Here is a 23,864-nt window from a genome sequence, read left to right on the forward strand (position 1 = left end):
ATGAGCGACAAGCCCGGCCTGAAATGGCCGTGGATCCTGCTGGCGGCGGTCTTCCTGGTGACCGCCGCCAGTATTGGCTTTGACAAGTACAAGGCGCGGCAGGGACCGCCCGATCCGCTGCCAGCCGAGATCAAACCATGGTTCGGACCGCGCAATCAGGCCGAACTTGAGCAGGCGGCGCTGGTCGGGGTTGATGGCGCTCGGGCTCGTCTGGCGCTCGGGCCGGACGAGTGGCTGCGGCAGGAAGTGCTGGCGCGCGCGCTGGTGCGTCGGTTCCGGGCGAGCGGTTCCTACGCCGATCTGGCCGAGGCCGATGCGCTGCTCGACAAAGGGATGGCCGGAGCGCCCTTCCCGGCTGGCCCGAGCCTGAGCCGCGCTGAAGTTTCGGTGCTGGTGCACCGGCTCGATGCGGCGGACAAGGGGCTGGCGCGGTTCTTTGCGCAAGTGGGCGAGCCGGACGATGGCGAATCTGCGGGGGCGTGGAGCCTGAAGGGTGATCTTGCCTTCCAGCGCGGTGACATGAAGGCTGCGCGGTTCGCCTATGCGCGGGCGGAGGAATACGACAACAACGCCGCCGTGGCGCTGCGGCAATCCATGCTGGCATTGCGGACGGGTGACGCGGCGCTGGCACGGCGGCGGGTGAATGCGGTGCTGCGTGCGCCCAAGTTGAGCCGCTACGTGAAATCGCAGATCGCGTTGCAGCGGGTAACGGTTGCCTATGGCACTGGCGACTGGAAGGCGGCTGGCGTCTGGGCGCGGTTTGCGGATGGGTTCTTTCCGGGCAATCCACTGGCTATGGCCCATGTGGCGCAGCAGCAGGCGCTGGAGGGCGATGTGGAGGGGGCGGTCAGGCGCTACGAGGCGATTGTGGCCAAGGCCCCCCTGCCCGAGATCATGGACGCATTGGCCTTCACCTTGCGCTTGCAGGGGCGCGGAGCCGAGAGCCGGGCGTGGGCGGACAAGGCGGCGGTGATCTGGGCCGAGCGCTACCGGCTGCTGCCCGAAGCGGCGGCGGCGCATCTGGTTGAGCACGAACTGGCGCTGGGCGATCCGGCCAAGGCCTTGCCGGTGGCCAAGGCCGATGCCGCGCGCAGGCCGCACGGCGCGAGCCTGATCCTGCTGGCACGGGCGCAATTGCTGACCGGCGATGCCAAGGGCGCGCTGGCCACGCTGGAGCGCGCGGAAAAGACCGGCTGGCGATCCGCGGGGCTTTACCTTGCGCTGGCGGATGTCCACACCGCACTTGGCGATACGGATGCGGCCGACGATGCGCGGGAGGAAGCGCTTGATCTCAATCCCAAGGCGACGGCCCCAGCGGCGCGCTACATCTGGTTCGGGCACGATTAGGCGCTCTGTTGCCGCGTTGCTGGCGCTGTTGGCTGCACTTCTGGCAGTCCCTGCGCTTGCCCATCTGACGCCCAATTCGGAAATCCGGCTCGATTTTGCCCCCGGAGTCGTGAAGGCCGACGTGGTCGTTCCGCAGGCCGAGTTCGGCTATGCGACCGGACTTGCAACCGACAACCGGCCGCAGAGCCTTGCGCAAGCCAAGGCGCGGGTGCTGGCCGACATGGCGGTGCTGGCGCCTGACGGCAGGCGATGGACGATCGGCGTTGAACGGATCGCGTTCGAGCAGATTGCCGGGCCACCGGACCTTCATTTGCAACTGACGCTGACCCCACCCACGGGTGCATCGGATCGCAGCTTGCGCTGGCGCTGGCACGTGGTGACGCGTGAAGCGCCGAGCCACTTTGCGCTGCTGGTGGTGGATGGCGATCTGGCGGGCGGCGTGCGCGGAGAGCGCGAGCTTGTCGGCGCGTTGACGGCGGGCAGGCCGGAACTGGTGGTCGATCGGGGGCATGCGGGGCTGCTTGCGTTGTTCGGCAATGCCTTTGGTCTTGGCGCGCATCATATTGCGCAAGGGTACGATCACCTGCTGTTCCTTCTGGCGCTGTTGTTGCCCGCGCCGCTGATCGCGGCGGGCGGGCGGTGGAGCGCGGGGCGGAGCGGGCGCGAGACGCTTGTCAAGCTGGCCTGGATCGTCACCGCCTTTACCGCGGGTCATTCGGCAACGCTGATCCTTGCCGCGTTCTTCGGGGTGCGCCTGCCCGCGCAGCCAGTGGAGGCGGGTATCGCGTTTTCGGTGCTGGTTTCGGCAATCCACGCCGCGCGGCCTGTGTTTCCAGGGAAAGAGCCCGTCGTGGCCGGGCTGTTCGGGCTGGTCCATGGGCTGGCCTTTGCCACGCTCGTCAGCAACTTCGGCCTTGGCGCGGGCACGCGGGCGACAGCGATCCTCGGGTTCAACCTTGGCATCGAGGCGGTGCAGCTTGGCGTGGTGCTGGTGGCCCTTCCCGTGATCGTCGCGCTTTCGCGGTGGCGGCACGGGGACAGGACACGGCTTGTACTGGCGGCGATGACGGGGCTTGCCGCCCTTGTCTGGTTAACCCAGAGACTGGGCGCTTCCTGATATGGACAAGGCTGCCTGCGCCCTCCTATCGTCGTGGGCGAAGGGGCCGCGATGGAACGGGATGGCGATACATCAGCACTGACGCAGGGGGCGAATTCCGTGCTCGGCTCGCCACTGCGGCTGCTGACGGGTACGCTGATCTTCGTCCTTGCGGTCTATGTGGTTTCGACCTGCGGCTTTGTCTTTGCGGGATGGCCGATAGGTGACGCGGCCTACATGGTGCTGCTGACGGTGTTCTCGGTCGGCTATGGCGAGATCCGCCCGGTCGACACCCTGTTCCTGCGCTGGTGGACGAGCGCGACGATCATGCTCGGGTGCACCGGCATGATCGTGCTGACCGGCGCGCTGGTGCAGGTCTTCACTCTGTTTCAATTCCGACGCCTGATGGGGCTGGATCGTATGATGACCGAAATCGAGAAGCTGGACGGCCACGTGATCATCTGCGGCTATGGCCGGATCGGCGTGCAACTGGCCAAGGCGATGACCGAGGCCAAGCGCCCGTTCCTGATCCTCGAACGTGACCACACCAAGGCCGAGGATGCCAAGGCGCAAGGGTTCCTGTGCATGGTGGGCGAAGCGACCCACGAAGAGACGCTGAAGACAGCGGGCATCGCGCGGGCCAAGGTGCTGGCAAGCGTTTTGCCGGATGATGCGGCCAACGTGTTCATCACGTTATCGGCGCGCAACCTGAACCCTGCGATTGAAATCATTGCGCGCGGCGAGGCACCGACGACCGAGAACAAGCTGTTCCATGCAGGGGCCGATCGGGTGGTCATGCCCACGCACATCGGGGCAGAGCGGATCGTCGAGATGATCCTCTACCCCGCCACAGGCGATGCGCTGGAGAACATCGGCACGGTGCGGCGCAACCTGCATGACTTCGGCCTGGACCTTGAAGTGGTTCAGGTGCTGCCGGACGGGGCGCTGACCGGCGAGACCGTCGGCGAGGCGGAACGTCGGGGCAATGGCGCTTTCTTCGTCGTGCAGATCGACCGGACAAATGGCCAGTCGATCCAGCATCCGGGCGAAGACGTGACGCTGGAAGCGGGCGACAAGGTGATGCTGGTGGTGCGCGGCAGCAGGCTTTCGGCCGGCGCCGTGTTCAGCGCGGCGCGCGGGCCGGTCAAGCATGGGCGCACATTCGTAGGGTGAAAGCACAATAGCTGTAGAACACTGCAGCAATCCCAATAACTCCATATTGGATTTACTTACGCGTTCTCTGCGACTCGATGCCGCCGGATTCGCGATGGCCTTCCGGCTGGCAATCCGGATATCGACGCCTATTCGTAATCCATACATTTCAATTACTTAAAGAAATGTTTCAAATTGTATTTGTTAGATACGTAAAATTACATAACCTCCGCCCTTGCAGTCATTCCCAAGGCAAGATTCTCCTCTGGATCGAACATGGGCTGTACATAGGGGGTAATCGATGGTCGATGTTCTTGAAGATACGAAAGGAAAAATTCGTAGCCTGCCAATAGCACCAGAACTGCGCACACTGCTGTCAAATGCCGGGGCCATTGCAGGCGTAGACCGCGTACGGGTGACTTCTGGTGGTCAGGCGGCAAAGGGATCGGGAGGACCCCGGACGGGCTCTACCCGCCACGACAATGGCCGCGCGGCGGACCTGATGCTCGAAAAGGATGGGCGTGCCCTGTCTTTCCAGCGTCCGGATGAACTTGCGATCTTCGAGAGCTTCGTAACCGCGGCGGCGGCAATGGGCGCGACCGGCATCGGCGCTGGCGTGAACTACATGGGGCCATTCACGATCCATGTCGGCTATGGCAGCGAAGCGTGCTGGGGTGACGGCGGGAAGATCGCGACCGCCCCGGCCTGGCTGCGCAAGGCCTTTACCGAAGGACGCAATCAGTTCCGCCACAAGCAGATGCCGGTGCCCGTCGCGGTGCCCCTTGCCGATGCGGATCGAGGAAAGCTGTGCATCGTGAACGCCCGCTCGGGACTGCGGCTCCGCAACGGCCCGGGCACGAATTTCGACGTCGCCACGGTGCTGGCCGCGGATACGCGGGTCTACACACACAAGGATGATGTGCATCCCGAATGGCTGCAGGTGGACATCGAAGGTGATGGCCGTCTCGATGGCTATGCCTACGCCGCTTTCCTCAAGGCGGTCTGAGCGCCCAACGACAGGAGAAGACAAATGGCCGATTTCGAGGTCAAGGATGTCGTCGTCGGTGCGCTGGACAGCACCGGGGCGAAGATCGAGTCCGTTCACGCCAAGGTTTCAGGACGTTTCGCGGTCTATTGCACCAACGAGCGGGTGATGATCCAGTTCGCGGATGACGATGCCAGCGGCGTGAACCAGCGAGATGCGATCAGACCTCTCGCGCCTTTGCGAGCAGAGATCGAAAACCTGATCGCCTATCTGCGAATGAATCCTTCGCCACATAACTCGATGTTGCTTGCGAGCGGCATGTCAAAGCTGGCAGTCGGATTGGCCGAAGGCATCAAGGGCAACATCGACGGCGCGATGACGATGCTGACGAATGTCCGCAACGAGCTTGCCGATGCCAGGTCTGCAAAAATGCGGACTGTGCATCTGGGATTTGCGGCGCTGGCCACTCTGGGCCTGATCTGCCTTGCAACGTTGCTCAGCAGCGACATTTTCACGCGGGAGCACGGCGGACTGAGCACAAGCGTCTCGCCCATCTACTGGCTTGCCGGGAGCGTGGGGGGCATTGGTGCGCTCTTCTCCATTGCAGTCGAGTTCCGTGAGAGGACCGCTTGGACGGTGTCTCCCCATCTGGAGAACTTCGGCAATGCCGTCCTGCGCATTTTCGTTGGCGCAGCGTCCGGTACGATCCTGATAGCAATGGTGAAGGGCAGGCTCATCGATGTAACGATTGGCGGTCAGGCGCTCTCGACGACGCTTACTACCGACAATCCGCATGGACTGGCGGTAATGGCGTTTGCTGCGGGCTTCACGCAGCGTCTTGTCCCTCTTCTCAAGAAGGTCGGAGACTTTGGTACCGGAGACAAACCTTCAAGCACTGCAGCCAGCGGCAGCAATGAAGTGAAGGTTACGGGTGAATCGCCGGCGACGGGCACCAATCAGCCCGGAAAGCCGCAACCGCCGACGCCCCAACCCGAGGTAATGCCGACGGCCTCCGTGCCCCATTCCGACGAGAGCGCGGAACTGGAGCCGGTGGACAATGAACCAGCCGATGTGGCCCATGCAGGAGAGGATCACCCCGAACCGGACGAGGACGAGAAAGGCGATTAGGCCCTTGTTTCAGGATCAGTTGTCAGGAGCCAGATGACATACCTTCTGGCTCCAGTCTTTCAGACTACCCATGCGCACCGAAGTAATTCGCGATGGCCACCGCGATGCGGATGTTGAGGGCGTGGGCGCGCTCGATGGGGTCGATGAAGCGGGCACGGATGGCGCCGTAGTCCTCGCCGCGATGATCCGGATAGTCCGTCTCCTCTTCCACCGGGAAATCGGTGATTTCGGGTTCGATCACCGGATAGGCGCGGCGCAGCTGGGCCAGCGCATCATCCACGCGAAGTGACAGGACCATTTCCAGCACGTCGTCGCGGCTGACGTCGTTCGAGCGGGCGAAAGGCGGAACCTGCACGGCGCGGATGAACATGTGCATCAGCAGCGCGAGGCGCACGGACTGCAGCAGGCCAATGTTGCGACGGTCCGAATCCTGCGCAGGATCGCGGCCTGCCTTGTGCCCCGGCACCAGCGTCAGCAGGCGGTGGAGTTTCATCCAGTCCACCCGCAGGCGCGAGACGAGACGGCGGAAGACCCCTGCCCTGTCGTCCTTGGTCAGATAGTCCGCCAGCGCGAGGCACGCGTTCTCGAGCGCGGTCTCGGTGCCGCGATAGGGACGGCTGGCCCAGTAGGCCGAGTTGAACAACTCGCCATGGGCGGCGACGGTCTTGATCGAGGCAAGGCCGTTGGCGGCGCGCAGAAGGCGGACGAGCTGGTTGCCGCGGGTCGAACGGCCAAGCAGTTCGGCGACCGATTCCATCTCCTCGCCCGCAGCCGTGCCCGCCCCGGCGATGACGTTCACCGGATAGCCGATCTGCTGGAGAATGGCGTTGTGCGGGATCGCGCGGATCTGGCGCAGGCTCATCGTGCGGTCGGCGCCAATATCGGACTGGCGGCGCGAGACGCGGCTGCCAGTGCCCTTGAGCAGGCCGAGGCCGAACGCGGTCAGCGCGCGGGAATAGGTTGCGCTTTCAAGGTGTTCGCGCTGGACGCGGCGGATCGAGCGGTAGAAATCGAGGCTGAGGTCGGTGCGGTCGTAGAACGGGTCCTTGGCCGACAGGTCCTGATCTTGCGCCTCGTGCTCGGCAATGCGGGTTAGCGTGGCGAGGGCAAGTTCGTCGTTGCGGAAGAACAGGTAACCATCGCCGCCCTGGAAGCTGGCTTCGGGTTCGATGGTGATCCCGGCGCGGGCAAAGCGGCGACGTGCCCAGCCCGAGAGCGGCCAGGTCAGACGGTCGGCAAAGCCCGAAGGATGCGCGCCGCGGCCCATGGATTCGCCGTGGGTATTGAAGATCAGCGCGGCAACGTCGGTGAGGCCATTGGCCTTCATCGCTTCGGCCAGGCGGCCCTGCAGGCGCTCGATGGCGAGCGCGGCAGGGATCTGGCCCATGAAGCGGCCGGCGTCGGAAAAGCCGGTCTGGATCGAGACGCGGCCGCGCAGGCGGGCGTAGCTGCGGTAGGATTCTTCCGAAAGCAGCGCTTCGAGGAAGCGGCCGCCGTGTTCCAGTGCGGTCTCGGTCTCGAACAGGGGCGAGACATCGACCTTGCCTTCGATGCCGAACAGCTTGGCGAAATAGAGCGCAGCGAGCACGGTCTGCGGCTGTTCGCACTCGGCGATCAGCATGCGGATCGGCGCGTCAGCGTCGATATGCTGGAGCATCTTCGCCATGACCAGGAACTGGCGCATTGCGGTGCTGGTCTCGATGGCGAGCGCGCCGAAGTTGACGCGCAGCGGCTTCACGTCGGCGAGCAATTCGCGCAGGCGCGAGAGCGCGCTCTTGCTGCCGAGGTCGAGCGTGCCTTCCGGGTCGATCCGGCGGCGCAGCGCGTTGAGCAGCTGCGAGGAGTTCACGCGGAAGTGGATCCAGCCGATGCCAAGGCCGTCAGCGCGCATGGCGGACGCAAGGGTTGCGAGCGGGATCGCCTTGGCCTCGTCAGCCTTCTTGGCCTCGGCCTCAAGTGCTTCGATCAGCGGGACGAGGCTGAGCAGCTTGGCGGGATCATCGGCGCTGAGGCGGTTGGCGACAGCGGCCAGTTCCTCGGGGCTGTCGAGCGGCGCGGAGAACAGCTCGGCCATCTCAGCCGAATGGGCGTGGGCAGCGTCAAGCGTGGCGAGCAGCGGGTGCGCATCGTCAATCGCGCGCAGGGACGCGGCATAGCTCGCAAGGCGCAGCGCCTTTTCGCGCAGGCGGAAGGCGATGGAGGTGGTCCAGCCGATATCGGTACGGCCGTCCATGTCGTAGCCGACCCAGGTGGCGAAGCGGAACGGCAGCGGCTTGAAATCGAGCCAGCGGCCGGGCCAGCGCTCGCGTGCATGACCGAGTAGCGTTGCGTTGATCGCATCGCGCGCCTTGGCGGCGCGCTGGATCGCGTTGCAGACCTCGATATGCTCGAAATCGAGCGTGATCTTCCGGCCCTCGTGCGGGACGGTGCACACGGTCGAGGCCTGCGGATCGTCAGCCAGCGCGGCAGCAGCGACCGCGTCGGACTGTGCGGGGCTGAGCAGGAAGGTTGGGTGCGCAGTGAAAACTGCGTGGAGCAGCGGCTTTTCCCAACGCTGGCGGAATTCGGAGAAGCCCGCCTCTTCGGGGTTGAGCGCCTCGATCAGCGCGAGGTTTTCGGCCGGTGCGGTCGGCGCGACCAGACGCTTGAGGCGCGCAGCGCGGCTTTGCAGCGCTTCGCACTCCAGTTCGGCGACAAGGCTGTCGATGTCGGAGAGCGCAAGATCGCCGCCTTCGAGCAGGCGCGACAGATCGTGACTGAGCTGGAAAACAGGGTTGAACAGCGGCGTTTCGGCCGTCCGCTCATGGAGTTTCTGCAACCTGGCCTTGAGCTTGGCGACCGTCTTCATGTCTGCTGTATTCCCTGTATCCGCCTATTGCCCCAACGCTACCGCTTCGCGTGCAGCCGCTTCGATTGCTGCTTCATCGGGCGTGCCTTTCCCGACCACCCAGCTGCCACCGACGCACAGGACCGGATCGAAACCCAGCCATTCCGGCGCGGTGGCGGCAGTAATGCCGCCGGTGGGGCAGAATTTGCACTGGTGGAACGGTGCCGCCAACGCCTTTAATGCAGGCAGGCCACCGGAGGTCGACGCGGGGAAGAACTTGAAATGGGTAAGGCCAAGGTCGAGCCCGCGCATGATGTCTGCCGCGCTGGCGGTGCCGGGCAGGAAGGGGATGCCCGAAGCAACGGCAGCCTTGCCGAGGTTGTCGGTGAGGCCCGGCGAGACGATGAATTCGGCACCCGCATCGATGGCAGCCTTGAGCTCATCGGGGTTTGTGACGGTGCCGGCGCCGACGATCGCGCCTTCGACCGCCTTCATCGCGTGGATCACGTCGAGCGCGGCGGGCGTGCGCAGGGTCACTTCGAGGACGCGCAGACCGCCCTTCACGAGCGCGCGGGCAATGGGGAGCGCATGGTCGACATTGTCGATGACCAGCACCGGAATGACCGGGGCAGTACGCATGATGGTTTCGATCGGCTTCATGGCGTGTCCCTCTCGCGGCCTTGGTGGAGGGTGGGCTTAACGCGACTCAGCCGTATTGTGCACCTGCTAAGGGCGGGCGCATAGCTATTCTTGGGAGTCAGTCAGACTGCCGAGCTGAATTGCCGGACGCCTGAGCGATAGGCATCGAACACGGCGGCAATCGAACGGGCGTAGGGTTCGCTGGCCCTGGCGAGGGTGAGAACGTTGCCGGAGAGGGTGGCGAGCCCGCGCGCGATGAAAGGTTCGAGCCGGTCGCAATTGCCTGCAAGAAGGTCGGCGGCGATGGTGGCACTGCCCCGGCAGAGCAGATCGGTGATAATCGTGCCGCGGCGGCGATCCTCTGCCGTGCGAACCACGCCCTTGCGCCCGGCAAGCTGGTCGGCGCCGATCAGCATGCGATAGCGTCCGGCGTTCTTCTCGGTCTGGACGAACAGTTCCGGGAATTCGCTGATGGACGATGCCCCAAGGCCGATCAGGGTGGGCGACTGGTCCTCGGTGAAACCCTGGAAGTTGCGGCGCAGGGTGCCCGTACGGGCGGCGATGGCGAGATCGTCTTCAGGTAGAGCGAAGTGATCGAAGCCGACAGGCTGGTAACCGGCCGAAGCCAGCTGCGCATGGCCCTGCGCTGCCATGCGGAAGCGGGCGCGTTGGTCGGGCAGTTCGCTGGCGTCGATGCGCTTCTGACGCGGGATCATGTGCGGCACGTGCGCATATCCGAACAGCGCGACGCGATCCGCGCCCATGGCGACGGACTGGTCCAGCGTCTGGCTGAGGATTTCGTCGGTCTGGAACGGAAGGCCGTACATCAGGTCGAAGTTGACCGAATCCACCCCGGCCTTGCGCAGGCCTTCGGTGGCGCGGGCGATCATGTCGCGCGGCTGGATGCGGCCGATGGCCTCCTGCACGCGGGGATCGAGCGTCTGGACGCCGAGGCTCGCCTTGATCACGCCGATGCCACGGATGGCCATGAACCAGTCAGGCGCAAGGGTGCGCGGGTCTAGTTCGATAGAGAGCACGGGCTTTTCAAGGCGAAAATTCAGCGTCAGCCGGTCAACCAGCCGGACGAAATCGGTGGGCTTTATCGCGTTGGGGCTGCCGCCGCCGAAAGCGATGCGTGAAACGCGGACCGAGGGGTGCAGCAGACGCGAGACGAGTTCGATCTCGTGGTGCAGCGCCTCAAGGTAGGCGGCGAGGCGATGGCTCTTGTTGGCGGCACCGGTGTTGCAGCCGCAGTACCAGCAGATTTCCTGGCAATAGGGGATGTGCAGATAGAGCGAAACGGTGCCGCGCAGGGCCTGCAATGCATTGCGCTGACGTTCCTCGAAGCTTTCTTCGATGAATTCGGCGGCGGTGGGGTAGCTGGTATAGCGCGGGACCGGCGTTTCGAGCAGTTCGGGCCAGTAGGTCCATCCGGCGAAGGTTTCAGGGCCGGTCATCACGTCAGCAGCCATCGGATTCGTCCTCACCTTCCCCTGCATTCCCGCAACAGCTATCGGCGGCGGCACGCTTGCGCATTGAGATATGACAAACTTTGCAGCAGGGCAGATTCTTGCCGCCATCGTCCTTTGCCGGAATGCGCAAGGGGATGGGCGCGCCGGTTCCGCCGCAGGAAGCGACCATGATCACGCTGGCGTTGCCGGGTGCGGGCATGGCCATCTGCAGGACGGCTAGTGGTGCAAGGAGGCGCATCAGACGGCTCACGGCCGGTCCTCTTCTTCCTCGATCAGGATGCGCGCCGCCGCCCCATCAAGGTCGCTGAACTGCCCTCGCTTCAAGGCCCAGAAGAAGGCCGCGAGCCCGAACAGGCCCATGCCGAGCGCGATGGGGAGCATGAAGGCGATGCCGTTCATTTCGCTTCTCCAGCAAGGCGTAGCGAATTGGCCACGACGATCAGCGAGCTGGTCGACATGGCAATGGCGGCGATGAGCGGGGTGACGTGGCCAAGGATCGCCAGCGGCACCGCAAGGGCGTTGTAGCCGATGGCGAGTGCGAAGTTCTGGCGCACGACCTTCATTGTCGCGCGCGAGACGCGGATGGCGCGGGGGATGGCGAGCAGGGAGTCACCGGTGAAGACCATGTCCGATGCCTGCCTGCCGACGTCGCTGGCCGAGCCCGGCGCGATGGAGGCGTTGGCGGCTGCGAGCGCCGGGCCGTCGTTCAGGCCATCGCCTGCCATCATCACTTTCCATCCCGCGCGTTGCAGGCGCTGGAGCGCTTCCTGTTTGTCGGACGGGGAGGCAGCGGCTTGCGCGGTGAGGCCGGTGGCGCGGGCAACGGTGGCCACGGCAGAGATGGAGTCGCCGGACAGGATAGAGGGATCGACGCCAAGGGCCTTGAGTTCGGCAAGCGCGGCTTCGGTATCGGGCCGCAGCCGGTCGGCGAAGGGGATGACGCGGACGGCATCGCCCTGGATGCGCAATGCGGTTGCCATGCCGGTGGCTGAAGCGGGGCGACCCAAGGCGACCGACATGCCGCTCCAGCGCGCGGTTACGCCCTGCCCTGCTTCCTCGCGCACATCTTCAAGCGCTGCGGCCCGCACGCCGCGCGCGCCCAACGCCTGCACGAGGCCGAGCGACAGGGGGTGGCGGCTGTGGCTGGCGAGAGCAAGGGCCACGGAGGCCTGTGCATCGCTCAATGCGCCGAGGGCAACCTCGTCGGGCACAGGGCGGCCGAGGGTGAGCGTGCCGGTCTTGTCGAGGAGGATGCGGTCGACTTCGGCCATGCGTTCTAGTGCGGAGCCGTCCTTGACCAGAACGCCCTTCTTCAGAAGTGCGCCTGCGGCGACGACTTGCGCCACAGGTACAGCGAGGCCGAGTGCACACGGGCAAGTGATGATCAGCACCGCGATTGCGATGACCAGCGAGTGATAGATCCCGGCGCCTGCGATCATCCAGCCCGCAAAGGTCAAGGCCGCGAGCGTGTGCACGGCAGGTGCATAGAGCCGCGAGGCACGGTCAGCGATGCGCACGTACTTGGAGCGCGACTGGCCCGCCGCTTCCATGAGGCGGGCGATTTCGGACAGGGCGGTGTCATGCCCGATGGCGGTGACGCGCACGTCCACCGGGGCATCGACGTTGAGCGTTCCGGCGTGGACAGGCGTTCCGGGCAGTGCTTCGACGGGCGCGCTTTCACCGGTCAGCAGCGACTGGTCGAAGCGACTGGTGCCGCGCAGGACTTCGCCATCCGCCGCCAGCCGCTCGCCAGCCGCGACACGCATGAGCATGCCTGCGCGCAGGGATTTTGTATCCAGCCAGCGGGTTGCGCCATCGGCCTCGACAACTATCGCGCCGGTCGCCACCTGCCGCAGCAGGGCATCGACGCCCGAACGGGCGCGGTCGCGCATCATCGCGTCGAGCACGCGGCCGGCAAGCAGGAACATCAGCAGCATGAGCACGCCGTCGAACCATGCTTCCGCGCCGCCGGTCAGCGTCTCGTAGAACGACAGGCCGGTGGCGATGGTCACGCCGATCGAGATCGGCACGTCCATGTTGGTCTTGCCGTGGCGCAGCACCTTCCAGGCCGAGGCGAAAAACGGGCGTCCGGCATAGACGATTGCGGGCACGCCGATCATTGCCGAGACCCAGTGGAATAGCGAGCGCGTGGTGCCATCCGCACCGGACCAGACGCTGACCGACATCAGCATGACGTTCATGCAGGCAAAGGCGGCAACGCCCAGCGGGGCAAGCAGCGGCTTGACGGCAGAGACAGGCTCGGCCTCGATTTCGCGCGGCTGGGCATCGAAACCGGTGGCGGCGAGCGTGGCGACGAGCGCGGGCATCTCGACCGATGGTGCGTGAACGACTTCGACGGTGCGCGCGGTCAGGTTGGTGCGGGCGCTGGTCACGCCATCGAGCGCACCCAATGCTCGCTCGACTTTGCCCATGCATCCGGCACAGTGCATCCCAGGCACCGCGAGCACGGTGTGGATCGCGTCATCGGGGACGGTCCGCAGGCGAGCGGGCGCGCTCACAGCACGTCGCCCACGGTGCGCCAGACCTTGCCTTCGGCTTCGACCTTGACGCGCAGGCGCCAGCGGCCGGTTGCCAGCGGGGCGGCGTAAGTACCGGGAGCCACCTCGTCCAGGACGAGGTCCTTCTCCGGTCGCTGGCCCAACGGGTGTTCGGCAATGGCGGTGACCTTGGCTGCGGGGATGGCCTTACCGTTGCTATCCTGCAGGACGATCGCCGCCCTTCCTTGTGCATCGCGGCTGACTTCGCCCTTCCAGCCAAGGGCCTGTTCGGCACTGGCTTCCTTGAGCCAGCCGTTGAAGTGCTGGCTCGCGACATAGGAGTTCTCGACCACCACGCCGCCGAAGGTCGACGTGGCAAGGCGCGCCATCAGGACATTGACCGTGATGACCACGCCGAAGAAGCCGACGAGGATCAAGGTGATATGCTTGCCCGTGAACGGGCGAGAGGTGCGACGGATCTGGGTCATTCGTCGTGTCCTTCCGGAGTGGTGAAGGTGGTCTCGCTGCGGTCACTGCCGCCTTCGTCATCGGGCGCGGTCAGGACGAAGGCGAATTCGCCGTGGCCTCCTTCGCGATGATATCGGCCATGTTCGCCGTGGTGTTCGCGACGTTCGCCTTCCTCGTGGCGCTGATCGACTACGTAGATGCGCAGGCGCTGCGTGGTATCGGCGGGGACGCGCAAGGTGAGGTCGCGGCGGGCAGCAGCAGCATCCATCTCGTCGGTGAACATCGCCGCGCCTTCGAGGCCGTCGAGTGCGACGCGGAAGGTGCGCGGGCGCTCTTCCATGTTGCGTAGCTTGATCGTGTAGGCATTGCGGACCGTGCCGTCGGACAGCATCACGAACTCGGGGTTGCGGTCCTTGGCGACCGAGATGTCGAGCCTTGCGCGCTGACCAAGGGCGAAGAGCATGGCCGCGCCGATGGCTGACCAGACCCCGAGGTAGATCAGCGTGCGCGGCCGGAACATGGTCTTGAAAACCGGCGTTGGCTCCTCGCCCTTCTTCTCCTTCTCGGCATCGACCAGCGTGCAGTAATCGATGAGTCCGCGCGGGCGGCCAACGTCGGCCATGGCCTTGTCGCAGGCGTCGATGCACAAGGCACAAGTGATGCAGCCGATCTGTGGCCCTTCGCGGATGTCGATGCCGGTGGGGCACACCGCGACGCACTGCATGCAGTCGATGCAATCGCCCAATGGAGTAGCGGCCTTGACCGCGCTCTTGACCGAACCGCGGGGCTCGCCGCGCCAGTCCTTGTAGGTGACGATCAGGCTCTTCTCGTCGAGCATCGCGGTCTGGATGCGCGGCCAGGGGCACATGTAGATGCAGACCTGCTCGCGCATGAAGCCGCCGAAGATGAACGTCGTCATCGTCAGGATGAAGGTGGTGCCGTAGGCAACCGGGTCGGCGGCGCCGGTCCAGAAATCGTATTGGAGCGTCGGCGCATCGGCGAAGTAGAAGATCCACGCGCCGCCGGTGGCGAAGCTGATGGCGAGGTAGATCGTCCACTTGAGCGCGCGGCGACCGATCTTGGCTGCAGTCCACGGCGCCTTCTGCAGGCGCAGCTGGGCATTGCGATCGCCATCGATAAAGCGGTCGACGTGCTGGAACAGGTCGGTCCACACCGTCTGCGGACAGGCATACCCGCACCACGCGCGGCCCACCGCCGAGGTGACGAGGAAAAGACCGATCCCCGCCATGATCAGCAGGCCCGCCACGAAGTAGAACTCGTGCGGCCAGATTTCGATGTCGAACATGAAGAACCGGCGGTGCGCGAGATCAATCAGCACCGCCTGATCCGGGGCATAGGGCCCGCGGTCCCAGCGGATCCACGGCGTACCCCAATAGATGAGCAGACACACGGCCATGACCAGCCACTTGAAGCGGCGGAATGGCCCGTTGATGGCCTTCGGGAAAACGCCTTTGCGCTTCTCGTAAAGGCCGATTTCGTTCGAGTGGTCCGCGCGGAGTTTGGGATCGTGCGCAGTCATGACCGTGTTGTCCTGTTACTGAGGTGTCGTCGCGGGGTCAGGTGCGGCGGGAGCCGGGGCTTCCTCGCCGCCACCCAGCGAGTGGACGTATGTGGCCAGCATCTTGACCGTGACCGGATCGAGGCGGCTGCCCCACGAAGGCATCACGCCGTACCGGGCGTTCGTCACCGTCTGGGTCAGTGCCTTGCGGTCACCGCCGTAAAGCCAGATCGCGTCGGCGAGCTTGGGCGCCCCCACGGCGCGGCTCCCTTCGCCATTGGCACCGTGGCAGGCGACGCAGTTGGCGACGAAGATTTCCGCACCGCGCTGCGAGGAGCCGCTCGGCTTCTCCTGCCCGCTGATCACGCGGACGTGGCTGACCACATCCTGCACCTGCGCCGGGGTCAGGATGCTATCGCGCCCGAAAGCCGGCATCTGGCTCATGCGCGTTGCGTCATCGCCCGGCTGGCGAACACCGTGAACAAGCGTCTGGTGGATCGTGGCGACATCGCCGCCCCATAGCCAGTCGTCGTCGTTGAGGTTGGGATAGCCTGCGCTCCCAGCCGCACCGTTGCCGTGGCACTGGATGCAGTTGACCTTGAATGCAGCTCGCCCACCGTCGATCGCGGCGCGGCGCAGACGGGGATCGGCGGCGATCTGCTCGACGGTGCGCTTGTCCAGCTCGGCCAGCAGGCCAGCCCGGCGCGAGGCCTCCGCCTTCATCTCGTGGTCGAGATCGCCACGGCTGGTCCAGCCGAAGGTGCCTGCGGTTGCCCGGTCGAGCAGCGGCCATGCCGGATAGACCACGCAGTAACCGATCGCGAAGACGATCGTGGCGTAGAAGGACCACAGCCACCAGCGCGGCAGCGGATTGTTCAGCTCCTCGATGCCATCCCATTCGTGGCCGACGGTTTCGACGCCGGTTGCGTCGTCAATTCTCTGCTTAGACATCGTCTTCATCCTTGAAGATCGAGTTGGCGACTTCGCGGTTCAGCGGCTTGGTGCCGGGACGGAACGGCCAGAGGCAGAGCCCCAGGAAGATGCCCGTCATCACCACGAGACCCCAGCTGTCAGCGAGGTGCCGCAGCATGTCGTAGGTGGAGTGCGTGCTCATCGGCCCTTCTCCTTCGCAAGATCCTCTTGCGCGGCAGGCGCGTTTACATCGACCAGAGTGCCGAGCATCTGGAGATAGGCGACGAGCGCATCCATCTCGGTCAGGCGCGTTGGATCGCCATCGAAGTCACGCGCCTGCGCCTTGGGGTAGCGCTTGAGCAGATCGGTCGCGTCAGCGTTCGGGTCGGCCTGGGTCTTGAGATCCTCGTTGGCCTTCTCGATGTCGGTCTTCGAGTAAGGCACGCCGACCTGATAGAGCGTGCGCAGTTCTGCCGTCATGTCGCCCTGATCGAGGTCATGCTCGGCCAAGTGCGCGTAGGTCGGCATGATCGACTCCGGCACCACGGCGCGCGGGTCTTTCAGGTGCTGGACGTGCCATTCGTCGGAGTAGCGGTTGCCGACGCGGGCAAGGTCTGGCCCGGTGCGCTTCGAACCCCACTGGAACGGATGGTCGTACATCGATTCCGCGGCGAGGCTGTAGTGGCCATAGCGTTCGACCTCGTCGCGGAACGGACGGATCATCTGGCTGTGGCAGACATAGCAGCCCTCGCGAACGTAGATGTCGCGTCCGGCCTGCTCGAGCGGGGTGTAGGGGCGCATGCCGTCCACCTTCTCGATCGTGTTGTCGATCCAGAACAGCGGCGCGATCTCGACGATGCCGCCCACGGTCACCGCAGCGAATGCCGCGAGCCCGAGGAGCGTCACGTTGCGCTCCAGTTTCTTGTGCTTTTCCACGATTGTGGTCATGGGATTTTCTCCGGATGCGTCGGATCAGGCGGCGACGGGCGCAGCGATGACGGGACGGTCCTTTTCGGGATCGAAGGCGGCGTCGCGCATTGCAGGCTCTGTGCGAAGGTGGCCGAGGATCGTGCGCCAGACGTTGATCGTCATCACCACGGCCCCGGCGAGGTAGAGCAGGCCACCAAAGGCGCGCAGGAAGAACATCGGCTTCAGCGCGGCGACAGTTTCGGCAAAGCTGTTCACCAGGTAGCCGTCAGCGCCATATTCGCGCCACATCAGGCCCTGGGTGATGCCTGCCACCCACATCGAGGCGGCGTAGAACACGATGCCCACAGTCGCGAGCCAGAAGTGCCAGTTCACCATGCGCAGGGAGTACAGACGCTCGCGGTTCCACAGACGCGGGACGAGGTAGTACACGCAGGCGAAGGTGATCATGCCGTTCCATCCGAGCGCGCCGGAGTGGACGTGGCCGATGGTCCAGTCGGTATAGTGCGACAGGCTGTTGACCGACTTGATCGACATCATCGGGCCTTCGAAGGTGCTCATGCCGTAGAAGGCGAGCGCCATGACCATCATGCGGATGATCGGATCGGTGCGGACCTTGTCCCAGGCGCCGTTGAGCGTCATCAACCCGTTGATCATGCCGCCCCAGCTCGGCATCCACAGCATGACCGAGAAGACCATGCCCAGCGTCTGCGCCCAGTCAGGCAGCGCAGTGTAGTGAAGGTGGTGCGGACCCGCCCAGATATAGAGGAAGATCAGCGCCCAGAAGTGGATGATCGACAGGCGGTAGGAGAAGACCGGACGTTCAGCCTGCTTCGGTACGAAGTAATACATCATCGCCAGGAAGCCGGCGGTCAGGAAGAAGCCGACCGCGTTGTGGCCGTACCACCACTGCACCAGAGCTCCCTGCACGCCTGCGAAGATCGGATAGCTGCGGCTGCCGACGAAACTGATCGGCCAGTTCAGGTTGTTGACGATGTGCAACATCGCCACGGTGACGATGAACGACAGGTAGAACCAGTTCGCGACGTAGATGTGGGGTTCAGTCCGCTTGACGATCGTGCCGACGAAAACCGCAAGATAGGCGACCCAGACCACGGTCAGCCAGAGGTCGACGTACCATTCCGGCTCGGCGTATTCCTTGCCCTGCGTGATGCCGAGCAAATAGCCGGTGGCCGCCAGCACGATGAACAGCTGGTATCCCCAGAACACGAAACGGGCGAGGCCGGGGAAGGCCAGCCTCGCCCGGCAAGTACGCTGCACGACGTAGAACGACGTGGCGATCAGCGCGTTGCCTCCAAAAGCGAAGATGACCGCAGATGTGTGCAGCGGGCGCAGGCGGCCGAATGCGGTCCATTCGAGGCCGAGATTCAGCGCCGGGAGCGCCAGTTGCAGCGCGATGACGAGGCCTGCGAGGAACCCGGCCATGCCCCAGAACACCGTCGCGATCACGCCCCAGCGGATCGGATCGTCATCGTAGCGGCCCTGGTCGGGTGCGAGGATGGCCTTCGTCAGATCCACCCCGCGCAGCGTGACGACCAGCCCGATGATGCAGGCCAGAGCCACGATGCCCATGTGGATCGCGAAACCGGTGTCGACCGCTGCAGCGCAGGCGGCGACGGCGATGAGTAGCGCAACGAGCCAGAGGCCGGTGCGTGAGAGCGCCAATTCCATGGAGCCTTCCCTTCCATGAGTGATGTGGATGCCGCGCTGCACCCATGGCGGGGAAGGAACATTGATCCGGGTCAAATCGCGCCAAATCAGTCTCATACTTTGGTACTGCATCGCGATTTCGCATTTTTGCGCTCGGTCAATGTGCGGCGATTCGGTGCGGTGCATCAGGCTGTTCGAGCCGCAGAGGATCTGGGGCCAGCGAGGGGCTGGCCATCTGCGGTGCAGGACTAGAGCAATGAAGAAGCTGATTACCGCCGCCCTGCCCCTGGCATTCGCAGCCGCCGCGCTTGCTCCGGCACCGGCGCTCGCCGGCTCGGCCGAAGGCAAGCTGCAGGTCAAGGTGCTCGGCACGGCGGTGCTGCCCGATGGCAAGATCGTCGCGGTCAACAACGACCCGCTCGCCCTCACCACCGGGGCGCAGACCAAGGCCAACGACAATTACGTGCCGACGCTGGCTGTGGAATACTTCATCACGCCCAACATTTCGGCCGAAACGATCTGCTGCTTCACCCAGCACCATGTCAGCGGCACCGGCGCCCTCGCCCCCGCAACGAACATCGTCGATCACGTTCTGGTCCTGCCGGCAACGCTGACGCTGAAGTACCATCTGCCGCTCGGCAAGGGCATCAAGCCCTATGTAGGCGCAGGCCCGTCGATGTTCCTGATCTTCGGCGAGAAGCCGGGTTCGAGCATCACCGGCCTTGGCGTGACCAAGGTCAAGATGTCGAACCAGGTCGGCTTTGCGCTGCAGGCCGGTGTGGACATCCCGGTCAATGACAAGGGCCTTGGCGTCACGCTCGATGCCAAGAAGTACTTCCAGGACACGACCGCGCATTTCTATGCAGGCAACGCCGAAGTCCTGACCACCAAGCACTCGCTTGATCCGTGGGTGCTGAGCGCAGGCCTCGCCTACCGCTTCTGACCAAATCCCCTTCCAGTCCGGCACCCCCCACGCGTACCGGACACGGGGACGGCGGGCAGGAAATCACGAGGTTCTGGGATCGCCTCGCTGGTTTCCTGCCCGCCACTTTTCGTTTGTGGAGCGTACAAAGTCCGGACTTTCTGGAGCTTTGCGTGCTGTTGCATGACAGCCACAGCCTCGCGCAAACATGCAACATGACCGCAGAGCCCGATTGCCTCGGCCCCTAGCTTCGTCGCATGGGAACTCCAGCGCTTGGCTCCAAACAAGTTGCCACAGCAACCAAAGTTGCACCATATCGGGAGGATACAACAATGGCTAACCCAGCCCGCATTCGCAGGATTCTGCTTTCGTCCGTCGCCTCGCTGGTGATCGCGACCCCCGCCCTCGCCCAGTCTGCCGACGAGGCACAGGCCGAAGACGCCGGTACCGGCAACGAGATCGTCGTCACCGCCACCAAGCGCGCGCAGACGATCCAGGAAGTGCCGTTCTCGGTCAACGCACAGACCGCAGCCGACATCGAAAAGACCGGCGCAACGTCGATCGAAGACATCTCGCGCTCGGTCGCTGGCCTCACCGTCCAGAACCTTGGGCCCGGCCAGAGCCAGGTTTCGGTGCGCGGCGTTTCGGCTGGCCAGATCGTCCGCGACCAGCCCGGCGTGAAGGAACAGGTCGGCATCTATCTCGACGAATCCGTCACCTCGCTCTCGCTGTTCACGCCCGACTTCGACCTGTTCGACCTCAACCGCGTCGAAACGCTGCGCGGGCCGCAGGGCACGCTGTTCGGTTCGGGTTCGGTCGGCGGTACCGTCCGCTACATCACCAACCAGCCCAAGCTGGGCCAGACCGAGGGACAGGTCGCAGCAGACGTGAACGTGCTCGATGGCGGCGATGTCGGCTATTCGGCCAAGGGCGCGGTCAACGTGCCGCTGGGCGAGAACGCCGCGCTGCGCGTCGTCGGCTATGGCGAGCACTTTGCTGGGTTCATCAACGCGATCGGGCCGGCTGCAGGGAAGAACATCAACGACGGCGAACGTTATGGCGTGCGCGCTGCCGTCCTGTTCGAACCCGTTGCAGGCGTGAAGATCACCCCGCGCATCGTCTATCAGGACATCAAGACCAACGGCTTCAACCGCGCCGACGTCTACAACCTGTACAACAGCCCGCTGGCCGGTGCCGCAGCCATTCCTGAGAACACGCAGTACCTGAAGCTGCGCGAAGGCTTCCGCGACAAGACCACACTGGCTGACCTCACGATCACGGCGCCGGTCGCCGATACGATCGACGTCACCAGCGTCACGACCTACATCCACCGCGACATTCTCGTCAGCCGTGACGCTTCGGCGCTCACCGGTTCGGTCTCGGTTTCGCCGTTCATCACCGGGCTTGGTGCGGCACCCGCGCTCGGCAACCTGCCGTCGAACCTGAAGGACGCGACCAAGCTCAAGACCTGGACGCAGGAACTGCGCCTTGCCTCGACCGACAAGGGTCCGTTCCAGTGGGTGATCGGCGGCTTCTACAGCAAGATCGACCGCAAGTACGCCCAGCGCCTACCTACCCCCGGCTATGACGCCTTCGTCGATGCTGCGCTTGGTGCTGGCGTTTCTGCTGGTGCCGCCAACGGCTTCCCGCTGAACTCGCCCTACAATGCCGACATCCCCTACGACATCGAGCAATTCGCGGTGTTCGGGGAAGCCAGCTACAAGACCGGCGATTTCAAGCTGACCGCCGGTGGCCGCTACTACGACTTCAAGGAAAGCCGCGACTTCATCTCCGGCGGCGTCTTCGCCAATGGTGACCGAAACATCGGCGACAAGACCAAGAGCGACGGCTTCAACCCGCGCTTCATCGTCAGCTACCAGCCCAGCCGCGATCTTTCGGTCAACATCCAGGCATCGAAGGGCTTCCGCCTTGGCGGCGTGAACGATCCGCTCAACATTCCGCTCTGCTCGGGCGGAGCCAACGGACCTGACGCCAGGACCTACGGCAATCGTCCGAACTACAAGGACGAGAGCCTGTGGAACTACGAAGCGGGCGTGAAGCTTGCCAGCGGCCCGGTGACCTTCAATGCGGCTGCGTTCTATAACGACATTCGCAACCTTCAGGTCACTGCCGACGCCGGCAGCTGCTCTTCGCGCGTGGTGTTCAACGTGCCCAAGGCGCACACCGCGGGTGTCGAAGTCGAAATGGCGGCCGAACTTGGCATGGGCTTCTCGCTCGCGGTCAACGGCTCGGTGATCGAATCCAAGTTCGACAGCAACGTCAAGGACGGCAACGGTGCGATCATCGCGGGCATCCGTGATGGCAACCGCCTGCCGACCGTGCCGAAGTTCCAGATGTCGGCAACCGCCGGTTACACCACGGAAGTCTCGAACGGCATGGACTTCTCGGCCAATGCCAGCTTCCAGCATGTTGGCAACCGCTTCACCCAGCCTTCGGACCAGGAAGCAGGCGCGGGTTCGTTCTCGAACTCGATCTTCTTCAATCCGGTCACGCTGGCCAATGGCACTGGAGCCTACAACTTCGGCTCCTACCAGCTACCCAGCTACAACCTCGTCAACATCTCGGCGGGCCTGAACTGGGAGAACGGGCTGTCGGTGCTGGTCTATGCCAACAACCTGTTCAACGAGACGCCGCTGCTCTCGCTCGACCGCGAACGCGGTGGCCGCGCACGCCTCGGCTACAACGTTGGCACGCCGCGCAAGATCGGCATGACCGTGCGCAAGTCGTTCTGATCCTACGGGATCAAGAAAGCGAAAGGCCGGTCCCTTGCGGGGCCGGCCTTTTCGTTTGGCTTCCAGGTTTAGGCTGGCGAATTACCCCGCCAAAGCCACCAGCGCCCCTCGATTGACGATTTCGACCTCGCGCCGCGATGGCAGCTCGATCACGCCTTCGTTCTTGAGCTTGGTGAACTGGCGGCTGACCGTCTCGATCGTCAGGCCCAACACGTCGGCCACCTGCTGGCGCGAGAAAGGCAGCGAGAAGCGCTTGGCCGGGCCGAACGCCGGGGTGCAGCCGGTTTCGGCCAGCCGGTCCGACATTTCGAGCAGGAACGTGGCGATCTTTTCAGATGCATTCTTGCGACCAAGCAGCATCATCCACGAACGGGTGCGATCAAGCTCTGCCAGCGTGCGTTCAAGCAGCTTGTGCTCAAGCTCGGGATGTTCGCGGGCGAAGCGATCAAAATCGTTGCGCGAGAACACGCAGACCCGCGCATCGGTCAGCGCAACAACACTGGCGCTGCTGGTCTGGCCAAAGGGCCTGCCGATAAAGTCCGACGGATAGGCCACGCCAACGATCTGCTCGCGCCCGTCCTCGGTGCTGGTGGTGAGCTTGAGCACGCCTTCGATGACATTGGCGACGAGGAGGGAATCATCATCCTCCCAGATCAGCGGTTCACCCGCCGTAACCTGCCGACGCCGCCCGATGGCGTTCAGTGCCTCGATCTCACGATTGTCGAGGCCAGCGCAGATCGCCCGGTTGCGGACGACGCATGTATCACAGGAAGCCATGGCTCACCGTTATCATTGCGGATCATTTCCGGCAATTGGCGATGATGCCGTTTCCACCTGCCAAAAAAATGGGGCGGGCCGGAGTGCCGGACCGCCCGAGTTGGGGAGAAATCGCCGGAGCGGGGCGGTGGCTGGTAGGAGACCACCTCCCCGCTTCGTCGAAGTCCGGTCTAGGCGAGAGGGCGCGGCCCCGCGTTGACGGAAGTCAAAAACACCAACAATCTTTAGTATTGTTCGCGTCTGCTCAGTGGTTCGGCAGATGAGTCACGTCGTGATACTGGCCACGGAAGAACAGCAGCGGCGTGCCCTCTTCCCGCCGGTCAAGCGCTTCCACTGCGCCGACCACAAGGAAGTGGTCGCCAATGTCTTCCACGCGCTCGACGCTGCAGTCGATCCAGGCGATGGCATCTTCGAGCAATGGCATGCCCGATGGCGTGTGATCGTGCGCCAGCTCGGCAAACTTGTCGTCGGCGCGCGCGGCAAAACGCTTGCACAGGTCCAGCTGATCAGAGCCCAGAACGTTGACGCAAAAACGACCGGTAGCCGCAATTTTCGGCCAAGTGCTCGAGCGCTTGTCCGGAAAAAAGCCGACCAGCGGCGGATCCAGAGAGATCGAACTGAACGAGCCAACCACTAGCCCGTGCCGTGTCCCGTCTTCCTCGACCGAGGTGATGACGCAAACACCGGTCGGCCAGGTGCCGAGCACGTTACGGAAATGGCGGGGATCGATCATGCGCGCCTGCCTGTCGCCAAATCGCGCGGGCGTCAACC

21 protein-coding genes are annotated in these 23,864 nt (G+C 64.4%); 7 read left to right on the plus strand and 14 right to left on the minus strand.

Annotated elements, in window-relative coordinates; genetic code table 11:
- From ACZ1JW_RS00175 to ACZ1JW_RS00195, 5 genes are all read left to right on the plus strand, one after another.
- Entirely contained in the window at nucleotides 1–1,347 is a 1,347-nt protein-coding gene (locus ACZ1JW_RS00175; protein ID WP_465141539.1) for a tetratricopeptide repeat protein, read from the plus strand.
- Between the two features lie 28 nt (nucleotides 1,348–1,375).
- Entirely contained in the window at nucleotides 1,376–2,464 is a 1,089-nt protein-coding gene (locus ACZ1JW_RS00180; protein WP_465141540.1) for a HupE/UreJ family protein, read from the plus strand.
- 51 nt (nucleotides 2,465–2,515) lie between these two features.
- Nucleotides 2,516–3,616 carry a potassium channel family protein gene (locus tag ACZ1JW_RS00185; RefSeq protein WP_465142809.1) on the plus strand — a complete coding sequence of 367 codons (1,101 nt, stop codon included), beginning with the start codon at nucleotides 2,516–2,518 and terminating at the stop codon, nucleotides 3,614–3,616.
- 481 nt (nucleotides 3,617–4,097) lie between these two features.
- Complete coding sequence (locus tag ACZ1JW_RS00190; RefSeq protein ID WP_465141541.1) at nucleotides 4,098–4,601, plus strand: SH3 domain-containing protein; 504 nt, start codon at nucleotides 4,098–4,100, stop codon at nucleotides 4,599–4,601.
- A 24-nt stretch (nucleotides 4,602–4,625) separates the two neighbouring features.
- On the plus strand, nucleotides 4,626–5,708 hold the full coding sequence (locus ACZ1JW_RS00195; protein ID WP_465141542.1) for a hypothetical protein: 1,083 nt from the start codon (nucleotides 4,626–4,628) through the stop codon (nucleotides 5,706–5,708).
- A 64-nt stretch (nucleotides 5,709–5,772) separates the two neighbouring features.
- Here ACZ1JW_RS00195 and ACZ1JW_RS00200 read toward each other — a convergent pair whose 3' ends face one another.
- The 12 genes from ACZ1JW_RS00200 to ccoN all read right to left on the minus strand — a co-directional run bounded on the left by ACZ1JW_RS00200 (nucleotide 5,773) and on the right by ccoN (nucleotide 18,662).
- Nucleotides 5,773–8,556 (minus strand): phosphoenolpyruvate carboxylase, encoded by a 2,784-nt coding sequence (locus tag ACZ1JW_RS00200; RefSeq protein ID WP_465141543.1) that lies wholly within the window; start codon nucleotides 8,554–8,556, stop codon nucleotides 5,773–5,775.
- Nucleotides 8,557–8,580: 24 nt separating this feature from the next.
- Nucleotides 8,581–9,195 carry a bifunctional 4-hydroxy-2-oxoglutarate aldolase/2-dehydro-3-deoxy-phosphogluconate aldolase gene (gene eda / locus ACZ1JW_RS00205; RefSeq protein ID WP_465125415.1) on the minus strand — a complete coding sequence of 205 codons (615 nt, stop codon included), beginning with the start codon at nucleotides 9,193–9,195 and terminating at the stop codon, nucleotides 8,581–8,583.
- Between the two features lie 101 nt (nucleotides 9,196–9,296).
- Complete coding sequence (gene hemN / locus ACZ1JW_RS00210) at nucleotides 9,297–10,646, minus strand: oxygen-independent coproporphyrinogen III oxidase (protein ID WP_465141544.1); 1,350 nt, start codon at nucleotides 10,644–10,646, stop codon at nucleotides 9,297–9,299.
- Entirely contained in the window at nucleotides 10,636–10,896 is a 261-nt protein-coding gene (locus tag ACZ1JW_RS00215; protein ID WP_465125413.1) for a hypothetical protein, read from the minus strand. The genes hemN and ACZ1JW_RS00215 overlap by 11 nt, the downstream gene beginning before the upstream one ends.
- A complete protein-coding gene (ccoS, locus tag ACZ1JW_RS00220; protein WP_465125412.1) occupies nucleotides 10,893–11,045 on the minus strand; it encodes a cbb3-type cytochrome oxidase assembly protein CcoS in 153 nt (50 codons plus the stop codon). Before ccoS ends, ACZ1JW_RS00215 begins: the two co-directional genes overlap by 4 nt.
- Nucleotides 11,042–13,096 (minus strand): heavy metal translocating P-type ATPase, encoded by a 2,055-nt coding sequence (locus tag ACZ1JW_RS00225; protein WP_465142810.1) that lies wholly within the window; start codon nucleotides 13,094–13,096, stop codon nucleotides 11,042–11,044. The genes ccoS and ACZ1JW_RS00225 overlap by 4 nt, the downstream gene beginning before the upstream one ends.
- A 65-nt stretch (nucleotides 13,097–13,161) precedes the next feature.
- Nucleotides 13,162–13,632 carry a FixH family protein gene (locus ACZ1JW_RS00230; protein WP_465141545.1) on the minus strand — a complete coding sequence of 157 codons (471 nt, stop codon included), beginning with the start codon at nucleotides 13,630–13,632 and terminating at the stop codon, nucleotides 13,162–13,164.
- Complete coding sequence (ccoG, locus tag ACZ1JW_RS00235; protein WP_465141546.1) at nucleotides 13,629–15,152, minus strand: cytochrome c oxidase accessory protein CcoG; 1,524 nt, start codon at nucleotides 15,150–15,152, stop codon at nucleotides 13,629–13,631. The genes ACZ1JW_RS00230 and ccoG overlap by 4 nt, the downstream gene beginning before the upstream one ends.
- Before the next feature lie 15 nt (nucleotides 15,153–15,167).
- Nucleotides 15,168–16,082 carry a cytochrome-c oxidase, cbb3-type subunit III gene (gene ccoP, locus ACZ1JW_RS00240; RefSeq protein WP_465141547.1) on the minus strand — a complete coding sequence of 305 codons (915 nt, stop codon included), beginning with the start codon at nucleotides 16,080–16,082 and terminating at the stop codon, nucleotides 15,168–15,170.
- Nucleotides 16,075–16,245, minus strand: coding sequence for a cbb3-type cytochrome c oxidase subunit 3 (locus ACZ1JW_RS00245; RefSeq protein WP_465141548.1), 171 nt, complete (start codon nucleotides 16,243–16,245; stop codon nucleotides 16,075–16,077). Before ACZ1JW_RS00245 ends, ccoP begins: the two co-directional genes overlap by 8 nt.
- Nucleotides 16,242–16,991, minus strand: a complete 750-nt coding sequence (gene ccoO, locus ACZ1JW_RS00250; RefSeq protein ID WP_465125406.1) for a cytochrome-c oxidase, cbb3-type subunit II — start codon at nucleotides 16,989–16,991, stop codon at nucleotides 16,242–16,244. Before ccoO ends, ACZ1JW_RS00245 begins: the two co-directional genes overlap by 4 nt.
- Nucleotides 16,992–17,015: 24 nt before the next feature.
- Entirely contained in the window at nucleotides 17,016–18,662 is a 1,647-nt protein-coding gene (gene ccoN, locus ACZ1JW_RS00255; RefSeq protein ID WP_465141549.1) for a cytochrome-c oxidase, cbb3-type subunit I, read from the minus strand.
- A gap of 235 nt (nucleotides 18,663–18,897) precedes the next feature.
- Here ccoN and ACZ1JW_RS00260 point away from each other — a divergent pair, with 235 nt between their 5' ends.
- Nucleotides 18,898–19,584: an OmpW/AlkL family protein gene (locus ACZ1JW_RS00260; RefSeq protein WP_465141550.1), complete on the plus strand. Its 687-nt coding sequence runs from the start codon at nucleotides 18,898–18,900 to the stop codon at nucleotides 19,582–19,584.
- A 311-nt stretch (nucleotides 19,585–19,895) separates the two neighbouring features.
- Nucleotides 19,896–22,316, plus strand: coding sequence for a TonB-dependent receptor (locus ACZ1JW_RS00265; RefSeq protein WP_465125403.1), 2,421 nt, complete (start codon nucleotides 19,896–19,898; stop codon nucleotides 22,314–22,316).
- An 81-nt stretch (nucleotides 22,317–22,397) separates the two neighbouring features.
- On the opposite strand, the gene ACZ1JW_RS00270 is transcribed toward ACZ1JW_RS00265, so the two are convergent.
- The gene (locus tag ACZ1JW_RS00270) at nucleotides 22,398–23,093 is read right to left on the minus strand and encodes a Crp/Fnr family transcriptional regulator (RefSeq protein WP_465125402.1); all 696 of its coding nucleotides are present in this window, start codon (nucleotides 23,091–23,093) and stop codon (nucleotides 22,398–22,400) included.
- 244 nt (nucleotides 23,094–23,337) lie between these two features.
- The gene (locus tag ACZ1JW_RS00275) at nucleotides 23,338–23,826 is read right to left on the minus strand and encodes a flavin reductase family protein (protein WP_465125401.1); all 489 of its coding nucleotides are present in this window, start codon (nucleotides 23,824–23,826) and stop codon (nucleotides 23,338–23,340) included.
- Between the last annotated feature and the right edge of the window lie 38 nt (nucleotides 23,827–23,864).

The organism is Novosphingobium sp. BL-A-28-Hi1-0D (assembly GCF_055521755.1).